This window comes from Pseudonocardia sp. N23, from assembly GCF_002583555.1.
Lineage (GTDB): Bacteria > Actinomycetota > Actinomycetes > Mycobacteriales > Pseudonocardiaceae > Pseudonocardia.
Genome location: NZ_BEGX01000002.1, coordinates 145,690 through 162,407 on the forward strand (window position 1 = coordinate 145,690; position 16,718 = coordinate 162,407).

Consider the following 16,718-nt stretch of genomic DNA (forward strand, 5'->3'; position numbering starts at 1 on the left):
GGCGGCCGGCGGCGGTCCGCCGAGCCGGGTGCTGGCTCGGCGCCGGACGCCGACCGGGAACTCCTCGTGCTCGGGGCCACCACCGTCGCCGCGGGGCTGCTCGGGGGGCCCGGTCAGCAGCTCCGGGAGCCGCGCGGCGCTCGGGCGGGCGGCGGGCGCGCGCAGCCACCGGCGCTCGGTCGTGGCGCTCGCCGTCGCCGCCGTGCTGGCCCTCGGGGTGCTCTACGGCGTGCTCGCCGCGGTCGCCCTGTCGGTACTCGGCCTCGTCCGGCGGATCGCCCGGTCGCACGCGGCCGTCCTCGGCTTCGCACCCGGCGTGGCGAGCAGCGCACCCGTGCGGGTGGCCGAGGCGGCGACGGCCGTCCAGGCCTGGAGACGGGCGGCCGTCGTGGTCTCCGTGGTCATGGCCAGGCTCCTCCCACGCGGGTGGGACCGACGTCGGCCCCGGCGCCGTGGTCCACCGCGATGTCGTGGTCCAGCTCGAAGTAGTTCTCCTCCTCCTGCACGAAGTGCAGTCCCAGCACCGCGTGCAGGCCGTAGAGGCACGCGAGGAGGTCCTCCACCCGCTCCGGGGGGATCCCGCCTGCGGCGGCGGCGGCGTCCCTGTGGGCGGTGAGCCTGCGCCCGAGACGCTCGATCTCTGCGTGCGTACGGCTCATCGGGGCGGTCGCCTCCGGGCCGAGCGGTGCGGCGAGCGCCGGGTAGAGCTGGTGCTCCTCCGCCCGTTCGTGCGGCAGGATCCGCTCGTCGAGCAGCGCGTCGGCGCGGCGCAGCGCCGCGAGCACCGCCGCGTCGGTGAGAAGCCCGCCCGCCGGCCGGGTGGCCACGACCAGCCTCGCGGTCTCGCGGAACGATCCCAGCGCGTCGCGCAGGTCGTCGTGCTCGGCGGCGAACCGGTGCAGCAGCAGACGGGTCGTGTCCGGGACGACCATCCGTTCGGCACGTCCGGGACGGAGCGCGCGCAGGGCGTTCACGATCACCGTGACGTCGATCGCCTCCTGCAGCAGTGCCCCGGGCGCGGCGGGCAGGAACCCGAGGGCGGCCACAACCATCGCGACCAGCGACAACGCCATTCCGACCGCGGCACTCTGCACCGCGATGCGGCGGGACCGGCGAGCGATGAGGACCGCGTCGGCGAGCCGGTCGAGCCGGTCCGTGGTGAGCACGATCCCGGCCGCCTCCGACGAGGCCGTCGATCCCCGTGCCCCCATCGCCACCCCGACGTCGGCGGCCGCGAGGGCGGGCGCGTCGTTGAGCCCGTCCCCGACCATCATCGTCACCTGGCGGGCACGTTCGTCGCGGACGGCGTCGACCTTGTCCGCGGGCGACAGCTCGGCCCGGACCTCGTCGAGCCCCAGCACGGCCCCGACCTCGCGGGCCGGTTCCCACCGGTCACCGGTGAGCATGACCAGCCGCTGCAGCCCGACCGCGCGCAGCCGGCGCAGGGTCCGGGAGGCGTCGCGGCGCACCGGGTCCCGCAGTACGAGCGCGCCCACGGGAGCGTCGTCGACGCGTACCCAGGCGAGCACGGTCCCGTCGAGCACTGCGCGCTCCGCGACCGCCCGGACCCAGCCCGCTCCGCCGTCGCCCGAGCGTCGCCCCACCTCGACCCGCCTGCCGTCGACCACGCCCGACGCCCCTGTCCCGGGGTCCTCGACGACGTCCGCGGGCATCGCCGGGTCGAGTCCGCGCCGGCGCGCCTCGGCGACGATCGCCCTCGCCAGCACGTGCGGTGACACCTGGTCGACCGACGCGGCCCACTGCAGGACCTCGTCGGGGTCGGCACCGGCCGCGGTCTCGATCCCGACGACGGCGGGCCGCCCGCCGGTCAGCGTCCCGGTCTTGTCGAGCACGACCGTGCGCACCGCGGCCAGTCGTTCCAGCACCGCACCGCCACGGATCACCACGCCGGCCCGCGACGCCCGCGACAACCCGGACACGATCGCCACCGGCGCGGCGAGCAGCAGGGGGCACGGCGTCGCGACGACGAGCACCGCGACCGCACGCACCACGGACCCGCTCAGCAGCCATGCCGTGCCCGCCACCAGCAACGCGACCGGCAGGAACCAGGTCGCGACCCGGTCGGCCATCCGCACCACCGGCGCGTCCTGTGCCCCCGCCTCGCGCGCGAGCCGCACGACCCCGGCGTAGGTGCTGTCCTCCGCGGTCGCCACGGCGCGGATCGTGAACGCCGGTCCCGCCGCGGACGTCCCGCTCCGCACGGGCCCGCCCGCTTCGATCCTGGTCTCGATCGGTTCGCCGGTCAGGGCGGACTCGTCGAGCACCGCGTCGGTTCCGACGACGACCCCGTCGACCGGGACGACCTCCCCCGGTGCGACGACGACCTCGTCCCCGGGCACGACGGCGCCGAGGTCGACCTCCTCCACGCCCGTCCCGGTCCGGCGGCGTGCGGTCCGGGGCGCCCGGTCCAGCAGCGCCCGCAGGTCACGCGACGCGCGGCGTTCCGCGGCGGCGTCGAGCGCACGGCCGGTCGCGAGCATGACCGCGATCAGCGCGCCGGCGAGGTACTCGTGGACGACGAGCGTCCCGACCAGCGCGAGGACGGCGATCGCGTCCACGCCCGTCCGGCCCCGGCGCAGCCCGGCGACCACCCATCCGACGGCCGGGAGCGTCGCCGCCAGCGTCCCGGCCACCCAGCAGGCGGTGGCCGTCCCGCGCGACCCGAGGAACCACGCGGCCACGCCCGCCCCGAGCGCCGCGAGGGTCACGGCGAGCAGGACGACGGCGAGCCGGCCGGACTCCAGCACGGAGCCGGCCCCCGGGTCCGGTGTGGTCCCGGCTCGGTCACGCCGGCTCATCCCGTCGACACCCTGGCCATCGCCCCTCCCCTGCCGCGGTGCGAGCCTCGCCCGGGCAGGGGCGGCCGTGGCAGCGCCGGGCGACCCGTCCCGGTGGGCCGTTGGTCCCGCCGCCGCGCGTCCCGCGCCCAGCCGCTCCCGTCGGCCGCGGGGCCGCTCGCCCTGCGGACGCGGGACGATCTGCCCCTGCCGCGCCGCCGTCCGCGGCCCCACGCTGCACCGGTGTCCGACGACCACCCACGGCTCGCCCACCTCGACGATCTCCGGACCGTGCTGGTCGCCTGGGTCATCGGCGGGCACGCGCTGCTCGGGTACTCCGCGGTCGGCGGCTGGGCATACCACGAAATCCGCGAGGTCTCCTACCCTCCGCTCGTCGAGACGGTGCTCGTGGCGATCCTCGGTCCGTCGGGCCTGTTCGTGATCGGGTTGTTCTTCTTCGTGGCCGGGCTGTTCGTCGCCCCTGCCGTCGCCCGCCGCGGCCGGGTCGGATACCTGGGCGACCGCACCCTGCGCCTCGGCCTGCCGTGGCTCGTCTCGGCGCTGCTCGTGTGGCCCGCGTCGGTGTGGGTGGCCTACCGTGCGGCCGGCCACGACGTGTCGTTCTGGTGGGTGCTGACCCATCGGCAGCCGTTGCTGGACTCCGGGTCGCTGTGGTTCGCGCTGGTCCTGCTGCTCTTCTCCGTACCGGTCGTGGCGTGGCCGCGGGGCGTCGCGCTGCGGGGTCGGCACCTGCCGGTCGTCGTCGTCCTCGTCGCGCTCGCGTCGTTCGTGATGCGGCTGTGGTGGCCCGCCCGCAGCGGCCAGGTCGGCGACCTGCACCTGTGGCAGTGGCCCCAGTGCCTCGGGTTGTTCCTGCTCGGCGTCGCCGCGCGACGGTCGGGCTGGGAGCGGCACGTGCCGGACCCGGTTCGACGGCTGTGCGGCGCCGCCACGATCGTCACCCTGCTGCTCCTGCCGGTGGCCGCGATGGCGAGCGGAGTGCGCGACGTCGCCCGCGACTCGGGCCCCTACCTGGGCGGATGGCACTGGCAGGCGCTCGCCCTCGCGGTCGTCGAAGCGATGCTGGTGGTCCTGGGTTCGGTCTGGCTGGTGGGCATCGCGGAGCGCCGTCTCACCCGGTCCGGCCCCAGGTGGACGCGCTGGTCGCGCAACGCCTTCGCCGCGTTCGTGATCCAGGGCCCGGTGCTCCTGGTCCTGGCGAGCGCACTACGACCGTTCCCGGCACCGGCGTGGGTGAAGGCCCCGCTCGTCGGCGCCGCGGCCATCGCGGTGTGCTGGTGGGTGGGAGGACGGCTCCCGTTCCTCGCCGGGGACCGGCCGCGCGGCCATGTCCAGGCGCACGACGACGGCGGCACCGGGCCCACCGTGGTCCTGATCCACGGGGTCGGCGGCTCGGCACTCGACTGGACGCTCCTGGTCCCGGAGCTGCGCCCCGTCGCCCACGTGTGCAGCGTCGAGCTCTCCGGTGACGTCCACCGGTCCGTCGAGGCACTCTCCCGGTTCCTCCGCGAGCAGACCGGGCCGGTGACGCTGGTCGGCAACTCGATGGGGGCGCTGATCGGCATCGAGGTCGCCGCACGCCACCCCGACCTGGTCCATGGCCTCGTCCTTCTCGGCCCGGCGCTTCCCGACGCCGGGCGGATCCTCTCCTCACCCGGCACCGCGCTCCGCCTCGCTCTGCACGGCGTGCCGGGACTGGGCGAGCGGCTCCGGCGCAGGCGGCGGAACCGGATCGGTGCGTCGGCCACCGCCCGCGAGAGCCTGGAGCTCGGCGGCGTCGACCCGGCCGGCCTGCCCCCCGCGTTGCTCGACCGCTTCGCGCACCGCGTCGCGACCCGGGCGGACACCGTGGGCAGCGACCGTGCGTTCCTCGGCACGTCCCGGTCGCTGGCCCGCAGGCTGGCCCGGCCGCGCCGCTACGAAGCCCTGATGTCCGTGGTGTCCGCCCCGGTCCTGCTCGTGCACGGTGACCGCGACCAGCTGGTCCCGGTCACCGCGGCCCGCCGCACCGCGCGGCGCCATCCCGGGTGGGGCTACGTCGAGCTCCCGGACGCGGGCCACCTCCCCCATCTCCAGGCCCCGGCCGTCGTGGGTCGCGTCATCGTCGAGTGGCTGCGCGGGCCCGGACGCCCCACCGACGGGCCGGACGTCGCCGACGGCGGGCCGAAGGGACCTGACCGCCCGGCCGGGCCCCGCGAGACCGTGCCTCCATGACCCCCCGCGTCGTGCTCCTGCACGCCACCGCCGCCGGTTCGACCACCGGCATCGCCGACCACATCGGTGAGGTGATCGAACGCGCCGGGTGCACCGTGCACGCCGAGCGGCTCGACGGGGGGACGTCCCCGGACCCCGCCGCGCTCTGCGCCGCCGACGCGGTCGTGGCCGGGAGCGCGGTCCACGACATGGCCTGGTTGCCGCCCGCTCTCGGCGTCCTGCGCACCCTTGCGACACTCGCTCCCGCACCACCACTGTGGTGCTTCAGTGTCGGAGGGGTCCAGCCGCACGGGCCGCTGACCCGCGTTCTCGCCGCACAGGAGATCCGACGTGTCGAACGCGGCTTCCCGCCGGGCCTGCGCCCGCGGGACCACCGGCTCTTCGGCGGAATCGTGGAGTTCGACGGGATGCCGCTGTGGGGCAGGTTGTTCTACCGGTTCGTGGCGGGTGGCCGGCCCGGCGACCACCGCGACTGGTCCGCGATCAGGGCATGGGCGGCCACTGTCGCGGCGGAGCTGCGTGCAGGTCCTCCACGGGCGACGTGATGACCTGCATGTCCGACGCCCACGGCACAACGGATCGCGAACGCGACGGTCGTCGGTCACGATGGGGCGACGCACCCCCGGCAGGCAGGAACCCACGTGCAGAAGCGGCGCACGCGCACCGTCTCCGTCGCCGCGCTCGAACCCGGGACCGGAAAGTCGGCCGTGGTGCTCGGGCTGGTCGACGTCCTCGCCCGTCGGGCGGGCCGGACCGCTTTCCTGCGTCCCGTCGTCGCCGCCACGGACCCACCCGACCCGGACATCGAGCTCGTCCGCCACCACTTCAAGCTCCCCCAGGGGCACGCCGCCTCCTTCGCCCTCACCGCGGCCGAGCTGCACTCCCCGCGGGACGCACTGCTCAGCCGTGTCATGGAGGCGTGGGCCGCACTCGCCGCCGAGTCGGACGTCGTGGTGGTCGAGGGCAGTGACATGACCAGCTCCCCCGCGTCCGAGGTCGACCTGGACGCGAGCATCGCCGTCCATCTGGAGTCCCCCGTCCTGCTCGTGGTCGGTGGACGGGACCGGACGGGGCCCGCCGTGCTGGACGCGGTCCGGCGCGACGTCACAGCGCTGGTCGACCGGGGGTGCGAGCTGCTGGGCGTCGTCTGCAACCGGGTCGACCCGGACCAGGTGGACGCCGTGCGCGACGGCCTGCCCACGGCGTCGGGTGGTCTGCCGGGTGGGGTGCTGCCCGAGCTCCCACTGCTCGCCGCCCCCACCGTCGCCGAGATCGCCGAGACCCTGGGCGCAGCCCGCGTCGCCGGTGATCCCGCGACCGCCCGTGAGATCGAGCGGGTGATCGTGGGCGCCATGGGGCTGCCGCACTTCCTCGACCGCATCCGGGAGGCCGACCTGGTGATCACCCCCGGTGACCGTGCGGACCTCGTCGCCGGCACGCTCGCGGCCCACCTGTCCGGCGCCTACCCCGCCGTCGCGGGCCTCGTGCTCACCGGTGGCTCCGTCGATCCCGCCGTGCGCAGGCTCGCGAACGGCCTGGGCGCCGCGGGCGTGCCGGTGCTCTCCGTGGCCGGCGACACCTACGACACCGTCTCCGCCGTCGGCCGGGTGCGCGCCGCACTGCGCCCCGGCGGGGACCGCAAGATCGCCGCCGCGCTCCAGCTCTTCGACACCGCGGTCGACCACGAGGCCCTGGCCCGCAGGCTCGCCGTCGCTCGACCGACCCGGACCACACCTCTGATGTTCGAACAGCGGCTGCTCGACCGCGCCCGCGCCGACCGCCGGCACATCGTGCTCCCGGAGGGTGACGACGACCGCATCCTGGCGGCCGCCGACCAGCTCCTGCACCGCGGCGTCGTCGACCTGACGTTGCTCGGCCCCGAGGCGGACATCAAGGCCCGGGCGAGCGCACTCGGCCTGGCCCTGCCCGGCGCCCACATCCTCGACCCGGCGACCTCACCCTGGCGGGCCGACTTCGCACGGGCCTACGCGGACCTGCGGCGCCACCGCGGGGTGGGACTGCCGATGGCACTGGACCTGATGGCCGACGGCACCTACTTCGGCACGATGATGGTCCGCCAGGGCGCCGCCGACGGGATGGTGTCCGGCGCCACCCACACGACCGCGCACACGATCCGTCCGGCGTTCGAGGTGATCCGGACGGCTCCGGGCGTGTCGCTGGTGTCGAGCGCGTTCCTGATGTGTCTGCCCGACCAGGTGGTCGTCTACGCGGACTGCGCGGTCGTCCCCAACCCGGACGCCGACCAGCTCGCCGAGATCGCCCTGTCCGCCGCGGACACGGCGACGATGTTCGCCATCGAGCCCCGTGTCGCGATGCTCTCCTACTCCACCGGCGAGTCCGGGACCGGTGCGGACGTCGACCTCGTGCGGGACGCGACCGCCCGGGTCCGCGCCCGGCGGCCGGATCTGCCCGTCGCAGGACCCATCCAGTTCGACGCCGCCGTCGACCCGGGGGTGGCGCGGACCAAGCTGCCCGACAGCGACGTGGCGGGCCGGGCGACCGTGTTCGTCTTCCCGGACCTGAACACCGGCAACAACACCTACAAGGCCGTCCAGCGGGCCGGCGGAGCGGTCGCCGTCGGTCCGGTCCTGCAAGGCCTCGCCCAGCCGGTCAACGACCTCTCCCGCGGCGCGAGCGTGCACGACATCGTCACGACGGTCGCGATCACCGCGATCCAGGCGCAGGCCTGACCGGGGCCGTCCGGCCGTGCGCACCGGCACCTGGTCGTTCGTCGTCCCCGCCGTGCTGATCGTGGTCGGTGCGGTGACGGTCGTCGGCGGCCTGGCGGCGGCGCACCGCGCGCGGGACTGGCGTCAGACCGCATGCAGGAACCGGAACTCCCTGCGCCGCAACAGCCGCAGCACGGTGGCACGCGCCCCGCCGAACGCGGCGAGACCGGCCTCGGTCGGACAGGGGTCGATCCGGTCGACGCTGTGTGCGACACCCCGGTGGACCAGGACGCACCCGCCCGCGGCCGTGATGTTGCGGTACCAGTCGACGTCCGGGCCGTAGGTCAGCTCCACCACGAACCCGTCCTGCACGGGCGCGGCCAGCAGCGGGGTCTCGTACGTCCGCCCGGTGCGACGACCCTTGTGGCGCACCAGGGCCCACGGACCGCGGCCCGCGCGGGCGAGCGGGATCGTGACCCGGTTGAGGGTGCGGCCGATCAGCCACAGGAACCGCGCCCGCGCCCGGCCCCTCACGATCGGCCCTGCCCGCGCGACGCGAGAGCTGTCCTCGCCGCAGGCTCCGTGGGATCCATGCCGGCACGGTGGCCCGGGGCCACCCGCGCGGACAGGGCCTACCGGCCCGTCCCGGTGGTCCGACGGTCCACCCGGGGAAGACGTCCCGCCGTCGACCCCGACGCCGGTGACCGCGGTCCGTCCGGGTTGAGGTCGGCGCGCCCGCACGGACGGGTCGCATCGCGCCGACCACCTGCCGCTCCCACCCCGGACACCAGGATCGTCGGAGGGACGTCCGGCGCCGCGGAGGGGGACGGACGGCCCTGCGCGACGGGGCCCGGCAGGCGGAGGGTCGGGAGCGTCCGACACACCCGATACAACCGGAGGACTACCCCATGAGCACCCTCTCCCGCCGTGAGCGTGGTGACGTGGCACCGCTCGGCCGGATGGACAAACTGTTCGACGAGTGGTTCCGCTCGCTGCCCATGCGACGCCCGTTCGGCATGAACTGGGACTGGCCCGGTGAGGACCTGATCCGCGTGGACGAGTTCCGCGACGGCGACACCCAGGTGGTCAAGGCCGAGCTGCCCGGCATCGACCCGGAGAAGGACGTCGAGATCACCGTGGCGGACGGCATGCTGCGGATCAAGGCGGAGCGCCGCATCGAGCAGGACCGCGAGGACAAGGGCTACACCCGCCACGAGATCCGCTACGGCGCGATGACCCGCACCCTGCCGCTGCCGCTGAACGTGGCCGAGGGCGACATCTCGGCCTCGTACCACGACGGCATCCTCGAGATTCGCGTCCCTGTCCCATCGGCCCCGGAAGCCGCCGCGCCGGTCACCATTCCGGTCAGCACGAGCTGACCGGGACCCGCGACGCACCGTGCCCGTGGGCGCGGTGCGTCGCGTCATGTCGTCCGGCCCGGGCCGGACGACCCCCACGGTGCGGGACGCGGGGCCCTGTCCGGCCCGCTGCGGGCCGCGCGAACCTTGTCCCATGGCCTCTGACACCCTCGTCGTCGAGGGCACCGGCTCCGACGTGGACGACGCCTGGACCGCCGCCCGCCGCAGCCTCGCCGGCCTGCCGGGCGGCGGGCTCAACATCGCCCACGAGGCGGTCGACCGGCACGCCGCGGACCCCGGGGTCCGGGGCCGCACGGCGCTGCGGGTCCTGGACCGCGACGGCGACGCCCACGAGCTGACCTACGGTGAGCTGGCCCGGCGCAGCAGCCGTTTCGCCTCGGTGCTCGACCGGCTCGGCGTCTGGCCCGGTGACCGGGTGGCCACCCTGCTCGGCCCCGACGCGGACCTCTACGTCGCGGCGCTGGGCATTCTCAAGGCGGGTGCCGTGCTCGCCCCGCTGTTCAGCGCCTTCGGCCGGGAACCGGTCCGCACCCGACTCGAACTGGGTGGGGTGTCGGTGCTGGTCACCACGCCCGAGCTGTACCGGCGGACCGTCCAGCCGATCCGCGACGACCTCCCGGGGCTGCGCCACGTCCTGCTCACCGGCCCGATGCTCGACGGCCTGCTCGACGCGGCCGACCCGGATCGCCCGATCACCCCCACCGCACCCGGCGACGCGGCCCTGCTGCACTTCACCAGCGGCACCACGGGTGCTCCGAAGGCTGCGCTCCACGTGCACGAGGCAGTCGTCGCGCACCTGGCGACCGCCCGGTCGGTGCTCGGGCTGCGGACCGACGACGTGTACTGGTGCACCGCCGACCCGGGCTGGGTGACCGGGGTGTCGTACGGGATCGTCGCGCCGCTCGTCGTGGGCGCCACGGCGGTCGCCGACACCCGTCCCTTCGACGTCCGACGCTGGTACCGCGTGCTCGCCGAGCAGCGTGTCACCGTCTGGTACACCGCTCCGACCGCGCTGCGGATGTTCATGGCGCGCGGTGGACAGGAGGCCCGCCGGTACGACCTCTCCGCGCTGCGGACGATCGCCAGCGTCGGTGAGCCGCTCAACGGCGCGGTCGTGGAGTGGGCGCTGGAGGTGCTCGGGCTGCAGGTGCACGACACCTGGTGGCAGACCGAGACCGGGGCGATCATGCTCGCGACCCCCGCGGACGAGGAGGTCCGGCCGGGCGCGATCGGCCGTCCGGTCCCGGGCATCGAGGCCGCGGTCCTGGCACAGGGGCCGGACGGGCGCGCCCGGATCGACGACGGGCACGTCACCGTCGTCGGCGGCTCGGCGCAGGGCGAGCTCGCGCTGCGCCCGGGCTGGCCCTCGCTGTTCCGCGGCTACTTCGGCGACCCGGACCGCACGGCCGCCTGCTTCGCCGACGGCTGGTACCTCACCGGTGACGTCGTGCGCCGGGACCGCGACGGCTGGTACCGGTTCGTCGCCCGGGCCGACGACGTGATCAAGACCGCGGGTCACCTCGTCGGTCCGTTCGAGGTCGAGAGCTGTCTGATGCGCCATCCCGCGGTCGCCGAGGCCGGCGTGATCGGGGTGCCGGACCCGGCTGCGGGGGCACTCGTGAAGGCGTTCGTCGTACTCCGCGCAGGGATCGAACCGAGCCGGGAGCTGCGGGCCGACCTGCTCGGCTACGGGCGCCGCGAGCTCGGCGCGGTCGCGCCGCGCTCGATCGCGCTCGTGCCCGATCTCCCACACACCCGCAGTGGGAAGGTCATGCGACGGCTGCTGCGGACGCGCGAGCTCGGTCTGCCCGACGGCGACCTGTCCACCCTGGAGAACCCCTCATGAGCAAGCTCGCGAGCGAACGATCGGTACAGACCGACCCTCAGGCCCTGCTCACGACGATGATCCGCATCCGGCGCCTCGAGGAGCGCTGCGCCGCGCTCTACTCCGCGGGCGCGATCCGCGGGTTCCTGCACCTGTGCGTGGGCGAGGAGGCGGTCGCCGCCGGTGTGCTCGACGCACTGGGTCCCGACGACGCGGTCGTCTCCACCTACCGCGAGCACGGGCACGCTCTGGCCCGCGGCATCCCGATGGCCGCGTTGCTGGCCGAGATGTTCGGCCGCACGACCGGTTGTTCACACGGCCGCGGCGGTTCCATGCACCTGTTCGACGCCGCGCGGCGCTTCTACGGCGGGAACGCCATCGTCGCGGGCGGCATCCCGCTCGCGACGGGCCTCGCCCTCGCCGACCGCTACCGCGACCGCCCGTGGGTGACCGCGTGCCTGTTCGGCGACGGTGCGGTGGCCGAGGGCGAGTTCCACGAGTCGCTCAACCTCGCCGCGCTCTGGCGGCTCCCGGTGGTGTTCTGCTGCGAGAACAACCGCTACGCCATGGGCACCGCGCTGGAGCGCAGCCACGCCGAGACCGATCTCGCGCTGCGCGCGGGCTCCTACGGTCTGCGGGCCTGGGCCGTCGACGGCATGGACGCCGTCGCCGTCCGTGAGGCCACCGCGCTCGCGGTGGACACGGCCCGCACCGGTGCAGGCCCGTGCTTCCTGGAGCTGCGCACCTACCGCTTCCGGGCCCACTCGATGTACGACGCCGACCGCTACCGAGACCGGGCCGAGATCGACGAGTGGAAGGACAGGGACCCGATCGACCGGCTCGCCACCCTCCTCACCGACGAGGGCCTGCTCGGTGCCGGTGGCCGGGCCGCCCTGGAGGCGGCCGCGGACGCCGAGATCGACGAGGCCGTCGCGGTCGCCGAGGCCGGGCCGATCGAACCGGTCGAGGACCTCACCCGCCACGTCACCACGGAGGTGCCGGCGTGACCGTCACCGCGGCCGGATCGGCCACCCGCACGCTCACCTTCCGGGACGCCTTCGGGGAAGGGCTGCGCGAGGCGCTCGCCGCCGACGACCGGGTGTTCCTGATGGGTGAGGACGTCGGTCGCTACGGCGGTTGCTTCGGGGTCAGCCAGGGCCTGCTCGACGAGTTCGGCCCCGAACGCGTCCGGGACACCCCGTTGTCGGAGTCGGCTTTCGTCGGGGCGGGGATCGGCGCCGCGCTCGGGGGCACCCGGCCGATCGTCGAGATCATGACGGTCAACTTCGCCCTGCTCGCGCTGGACCAGATCGTCAACACCGCCGCCACCCTGCGGCACATGTCGGGAGGGCAGCTGAACGTCCCGCTGGTGATCCGGATCCCCACGGGCCCCGGGCGCCAGCTCGCAGCCCAGCACTCGCACACCCTGGAAGGCTGGTTCGCGCACGTCCCCGGCCTGCGGGTCGTCACCCCGGCGACCGTCACCGATGCCCGCGGGATGCTGGCGAGCGCGCTCGCCGATCCGGATCCGGTGCTGGTGTTCGAGCAGATCGCGCTCTACGGCGCGTCCGGGGACCTGCCGGTCACGGCCGGACCGGTCGACCTCGACCGCGCGGCGATCCGGCGGCCGGGCCACGACGTCACGGTCGTCGGCTACGGCGGCTCGCTCGCTCCCGCCCTCGCGGCGGCCGAGCAGCTCGCGGCCGGCGGGGTCTCGGCCGAGGTCGTGGACCTGCGCACGCTGCGCCCACTGGACTCCGCGACGGTGCTCGAGTCCGTCGCCCGGACCCACCGCCTGGTCGTGGTGGACAACGCGTGGCGCTCAGGCGGCCCGACGGCCGAGGTCGTCGCCCGGGTGGCGGAGCAGGCGCTCGACGAGCTCGACGCCGCGATCGAGCGCGTCGCGGCTGCCGAGGTGCCGCTGCCCTACCCGCGGCACCTGGAGGAGGCGGCGCTGCCGTCCGCGGACAGGGTCGTCGCGGCAGCGCGGCGCGCGCTCGCCTGAGGAGGCTGCCATGGTCGCGTTCACCATGCCCTCGCTCGGCGCCGACATGACCGAGGGGACCGTCGTGGCGTGGCTCGTGGCGCCCGGTGACACCGTGGCTCGCGGGCAGGTCGTGGCGGTGGTCGACACCGAGAAGGCCGCCATCGACGCCGAGTGCTGGACACCCGGGGTCGTGGAGCGGTTGCTGGTCGGGGTCGGGGACAAGGTCGCGGTGGGGACGCCGCTGGCCGAGATCCGCACCGCGGACGTGCCGGTGGACCCGCACCCGGTCCCACCCGAGCCCCCGCTGCCGATCCCGCCGCTCCCCGGTCCCCCGATGCCCGCCCCACCACCACTGCCCGAGCCGGTCCCCATCCCCCCGCCGACCGAGCCTGCTCCCCTGCCCGAGCCCTCACCGTTGGCCGAGGGGGCCACCGCCGGCGCACCCGCGCCTCCCGGACCGCTGCCCGAGCCACGGGTGAGCTCACCGCTGGTGCGCCTCGACGCGGCGCGGGCGGGGGTGGACCTGCAGGCCGTGCACGGCAGCGGGCCGACCGGGATGATCATGCGGTCCGACGTGCGGCGGGTGCGCCACCCCCCACGGGTACGCGCCAGCCCCTACGCCCGCAGGATCGCCCGGGAGCGGGGGGTCGACCTCGCCGGCACCCGCGGAACCGGACCGGGCGGGCTGATCCGCGCCCGGGACGTGCCCGTGGCGAGGACCCGGCCACGGCCCGGCCCCGACTCCCGTCGGGCCACGGCGACGCTGATGACCAGGTCGAAGCAGGAGATCCCGCACTTCTACCTGAGCACCCAGGTCGACCTCGCCGAGGCTCTCGCCCGGCTGCGCACGCACAACCGCACGGTCCCGGTCCCCGACCGGGTCCTGCCGGCGGCCCTGCTGCTCGCGGCGGTGGCGCGTGCCCTGCGGGCCGTCCCGGAGCTGAACGGGCACTGGGTCGACGACACGTTCCGTACCGCCGACCACGTCCACCTCGGCGTGGCCGTCGCGGTCCGCGGCGGTGGTCTCACCGTCCCGGTACTCCGCGACGCCGACACCCTCGACCTGCCGGCCCTGATGGCCGCGCTCACCGCAGCGGGCACCCGGGCCCGCGCCGGGCACCTGCGGTCCTCCGACGTCGGTGGGGCCACCGCGACCGTGACGAACCTCGGCGACCAGGGTGTGGACGCCATCATCGGGGTGATCCATCCCCCGCAGGTCGCCCTGGTGGGGATCGGCGCGGTCCGCGACCGCCCCTGGGTCGTGGACGGCGCGGTCGTCGTCCGTCCCGTGGTCGACATGACTCTCGCCGCCGACCACCGTGCCACGGACGGCGCCACCGGTGCCCACCTGCTGCGGGAGGCGAGCCGGCTGCTGCACCGGCCGGACGATCTCCTGCCGGTGGACCCGGCGTAGCCGAGCAGCTCGGCCGGCCGGTTCGGCCGGTTCGGCCGGCCGGTTCGGCCGGTCAGTTCGGTGAGGACCCGACCGGGACCGACCATTCCACCCGGGTGCCGTGCGGCTCGACCGCGGTGAGGGTCATCCGGCCGCCCCGGCGTTCGGCGCGGCGACGGAGGTTGGCCACCCCGCTGCGTCGTCCGCCGGCGGCGAACCCGACCCCGTCGTCGCGGACGACGAGGGTCAGCACGGAGCCGTCGGCGACGAGGTCGACCCGGACCTCCGAGGCGTCCGCGTGCTTGGCCGCGTTGGTCAGGCACTCCCGCGCGACCGCGCACACGTCGTCGACCAGCTGCGCACGCTCTGTGGCACCGAGTCCGGCGACCACCGTGTCGACCGGGCCGGAGAACCGCACCACCGGCGTCAGGCCGAGCGCGACGGTCGCGTCGGTCACCACGTCGAGTACGCGCGAGCGCGGACCGTCGGCGGCACCTCCCGAGAGGCGGTCGATGTCGAAGACGCTCGTGCGGATCCAGGCGATGGTGTCGTCGAGGTCCTCGACGACCCTGCGGACCAGGTGGGCGTCGGACGGGTCGAGCCGGGCCGTCACCGCCTGCAGCGCCAGACCCGTGGCGAAGAGCCGCTGCACGACGCCGTCGTGCAGGTCCGTGGCGATCCGCTCGCGCTCGTCGAGCACGGCCGACCGCTCCGCCTCGGCGCGGGCGTCGGCCAGCTCCAGTGCGAGCGCGGCCTGGTTCGCGAACCCCGCGGCCATCCGCAGGTCGTCCACGTGGAAGGGGACCCGGCCGGAGAGCCGCGCGACGGCGAGCACCCCGGTCGTCCGTTCGGCTCCGGTGAGCGGGACGACCAGCACCGGTCCGATGTCGATGGCGTCGGCCAGCATCGCGGGCGGCAGGCCCGGATGGTCGTGGGCGTCCGCCAGCCGCACCGGTTCGCCGGTGGTCAGGACGTGCGCGCACAAGCTGGTCCCGACCGGGCTGACGGTCCCGACGAGCTCCGCGGCCCGCGCGGCCGGAACACCGGCGGCGGTGGTGACGCGCAGGGCACGCCGGTCCCGGTCGGGCACCATGAGCGCGACCAGATCGGCATCGGCCAGCCGGTGGGCATGCTCGGTGACCTCCTGCAACGGCGCCCCACCGGCCGGGTCGAGCATCCGCCGGGTGACGTCGGTGGTCGCGCCCAGCCAGTCACCCCGGCGGCGGGCGGTCTCGAACCGGCGGGCGTTGTCGATCATGATCGCGGCGGTGGCGGCGAAGTAGCGGGCAAGCTCCTCGTCCTCGGCGGTGAACCTGCCGCGGACGCTCTCGGTGAGGTAGAGGTTGCCGAACACCTCGTCGCGGGTGCGGACGGGGACACCGAGGAAGGTCGTCATCGGCGGGTGGCCCGCCGGGAAGCCGGAACCACGGGGGTCCGCGGCGAGGTCGTCGATCCGGATGGGCCGCGGGTCCTCGATCACCGCGCCGAGCAGGCCCTTGCCCTCGGGCAGGTGCCCGATCGCCGCCACGTCCTCGGACGGCATTCCGACGTGCACGAACTCGGCGAGCCCGCCGCGCCCGTCGAGCACCCCCAGGGCCGCGTACCGGGCCCCGACGACGTCGCGTGCAGCGTCCGCGATCCGGTGCAGCACCTCGGCCGGGCCGAGCTCCGCGATGATCGTCCGGTGCGCCCGCATCAGGCCCCGCAGCCGCCCCTGGACGCCCATCAACTCCTGGGCGCGGTCGACGAGCTGCGCCAGGAGGTGGTCGAGCTCCATCCGCGGCGCGTCCGGGAACGTCAGCTCGGGCGGCTCCGTCCCGGGCCGCCCGGTCGTGTCGTCGATCCGGCCGTTCTGGTCGTCCACGGGTCGGTCCTCGCTGCTCGCGACACTCGGACCCGACCAACGTGTAGTCCGCTCGGCAGGGCCGGGCAAGACACCGACGACGGGTTCAGTCGCACGGACCACGGCGGTGCGCGCATTCGGTCCAAGGCCGTTCTCGCAGGACGCCTCCACCCGCCCGGTGCCGCTCGACCACGGGTCCGAGGCCTCCCCCGAGCACCCCTGCCGCCCGGGTCGGAAGGGTCCGTTCGCCCCTGCCGCGGGCCGCGGCGCCGGTGGACGCTCGCCGTCATGACCGACCACCTGGCCCTCGCCGCCGACGACGCCCGCACGCTGGTCGTCGACGTGCTGCGCACCATCGCCCCCGGCCCGGCGCTGGACACCCTGCGGCCCGACGACGACCTCCGGGACGTCCTCGGACTCGACTCGCTCGACTTCCAGGCACTGGTGGCCCGGGTGTCGGAGCGAACGGGCCGGCGGATCGAGGAGGACGACTACGCGTCCCTCGCCGATCTCGCCGGCTGGGTCCGCCATCTCACGAACTGACCGGCCCCATTGCGATCGCGACGCC

At 75.2% G+C, this 16,718-nt stretch carries 13 protein-coding genes; 9 read left to right on the plus strand and 4 right to left on the minus strand.

Going from position 1 to position 16,718, the window contains the following annotated elements; all coding sequences use genetic code 11:
- Positions 1-222: 222 nt before the first annotated feature.
- Complete coding sequence (locus TOK_RS32255) at positions 223-405, minus strand: hypothetical protein (RefSeq protein ID WP_172457343.1); 183 nt, start codon at positions 403-405, stop codon at positions 223-225.
- Positions 402-2,819, minus strand: a complete 2,418-nt coding sequence (locus TOK_RS01515; protein WP_098955929.1) for a heavy metal translocating P-type ATPase — start codon at positions 2,817-2,819, stop codon at positions 402-404. Before TOK_RS01515 ends, TOK_RS32255 begins: the two co-directional genes overlap by 4 nt.
- 222 nt (positions 2,820-3,041) lie before the next feature.
- Here TOK_RS01515 and TOK_RS33165 point away from each other — a divergent pair, with 222 nt between their 5' ends.
- The 3 genes from TOK_RS33165 to pta all read left to right on the plus strand — a co-directional run bounded on the left by TOK_RS33165 (position 3,042) and on the right by pta (position 7,744).
- Positions 3,042-5,033, plus strand: coding sequence for an alpha/beta fold hydrolase (locus TOK_RS33165; RefSeq protein WP_216361807.1), 1,992 nt, complete (start codon positions 3,042-3,044; stop codon positions 5,031-5,033).
- Positions 5,030-5,578 (plus strand): flavodoxin domain-containing protein, encoded by a 549-nt coding sequence (locus TOK_RS01525; RefSeq protein ID WP_098955930.1) that lies wholly within the window; start codon positions 5,030-5,032, stop codon positions 5,576-5,578. Before TOK_RS33165 ends, TOK_RS01525 begins: the two co-directional genes overlap by 4 nt.
- 96 nt (positions 5,579-5,674) lie before the next feature.
- On the plus strand, positions 5,675-7,744 hold the full coding sequence (gene pta, locus TOK_RS01530; protein ID WP_098955931.1) for a phosphate acetyltransferase: 2,070 nt from the start codon (positions 5,675-5,677) through the stop codon (positions 7,742-7,744).
- A 123-nt stretch (positions 7,745-7,867) separates the two neighbouring features.
- Here pta and TOK_RS01535 read toward each other — a convergent pair whose 3' ends face one another.
- A complete protein-coding gene (locus TOK_RS01535) occupies positions 7,868-8,257 on the minus strand; it encodes a nitroreductase family deazaflavin-dependent oxidoreductase (RefSeq protein WP_216361808.1) in 390 nt (129 codons plus the stop codon).
- Between the two features lie 374 nt (positions 8,258-8,631).
- Here TOK_RS01535 and TOK_RS01540 point away from each other — a divergent pair, with 374 nt between their 5' ends.
- The 5 genes from TOK_RS01540 to TOK_RS01560 all read left to right on the plus strand — a co-directional run bounded on the left by TOK_RS01540 (position 8,632) and on the right by TOK_RS01560 (position 14,328).
- On the plus strand, positions 8,632-9,102 hold the full coding sequence (locus tag TOK_RS01540) for an Hsp20/alpha crystallin family protein (protein ID WP_216361809.1): 471 nt from the start codon (positions 8,632-8,634) through the stop codon (positions 9,100-9,102).
- Between the two features lie 133 nt (positions 9,103-9,235).
- A complete protein-coding gene (acsA, locus tag TOK_RS01545) occupies positions 9,236-10,948 on the plus strand; it encodes an acetate--CoA ligase (RefSeq protein WP_098955932.1) in 1,713 nt (570 codons plus the stop codon).
- Complete coding sequence (gene pdhA, locus TOK_RS01550; protein ID WP_253258120.1) at positions 10,945-11,934, plus strand: pyruvate dehydrogenase (acetyl-transferring) E1 component subunit alpha; 990 nt, start codon at positions 10,945-10,947, stop codon at positions 11,932-11,934. Before acsA ends, pdhA begins: the two co-directional genes overlap by 4 nt.
- Entirely contained in the window at positions 11,931-12,932 is a 1,002-nt protein-coding gene (locus tag TOK_RS01555) for an alpha-ketoacid dehydrogenase subunit beta (RefSeq protein ID WP_098955933.1), read from the plus strand. The genes pdhA and TOK_RS01555 overlap by 4 nt, the downstream gene beginning before the upstream one ends.
- Before the next feature lie 10 nt (positions 12,933-12,942).
- Complete coding sequence (locus tag TOK_RS01560) at positions 12,943-14,328, plus strand: dihydrolipoamide acetyltransferase family protein (protein ID WP_098955934.1); 1,386 nt, start codon at positions 12,943-12,945, stop codon at positions 14,326-14,328.
- Between the two features lie 52 nt (positions 14,329-14,380).
- Here the strand turns inward: TOK_RS01560 and TOK_RS01565 are convergent, their stop codons facing one another.
- Positions 14,381-16,171 carry a GAF domain-containing protein gene (locus TOK_RS01565; RefSeq protein WP_098955935.1) on the minus strand — a complete coding sequence of 597 codons (1,791 nt, stop codon included), beginning with the start codon at positions 16,169-16,171 and terminating at the stop codon, positions 14,381-14,383.
- Between the two features lie 267 nt (positions 16,172-16,438).
- Here TOK_RS01565 and TOK_RS01570 point away from each other — a divergent pair, with 267 nt between their 5' ends.
- Positions 16,439-16,693 (plus strand): acyl carrier protein, encoded by a 255-nt coding sequence (locus TOK_RS01570; RefSeq protein ID WP_098955936.1) that lies wholly within the window; start codon positions 16,439-16,441, stop codon positions 16,691-16,693.
- Positions 16,694-16,718 lie beyond the last annotated feature (25 nt).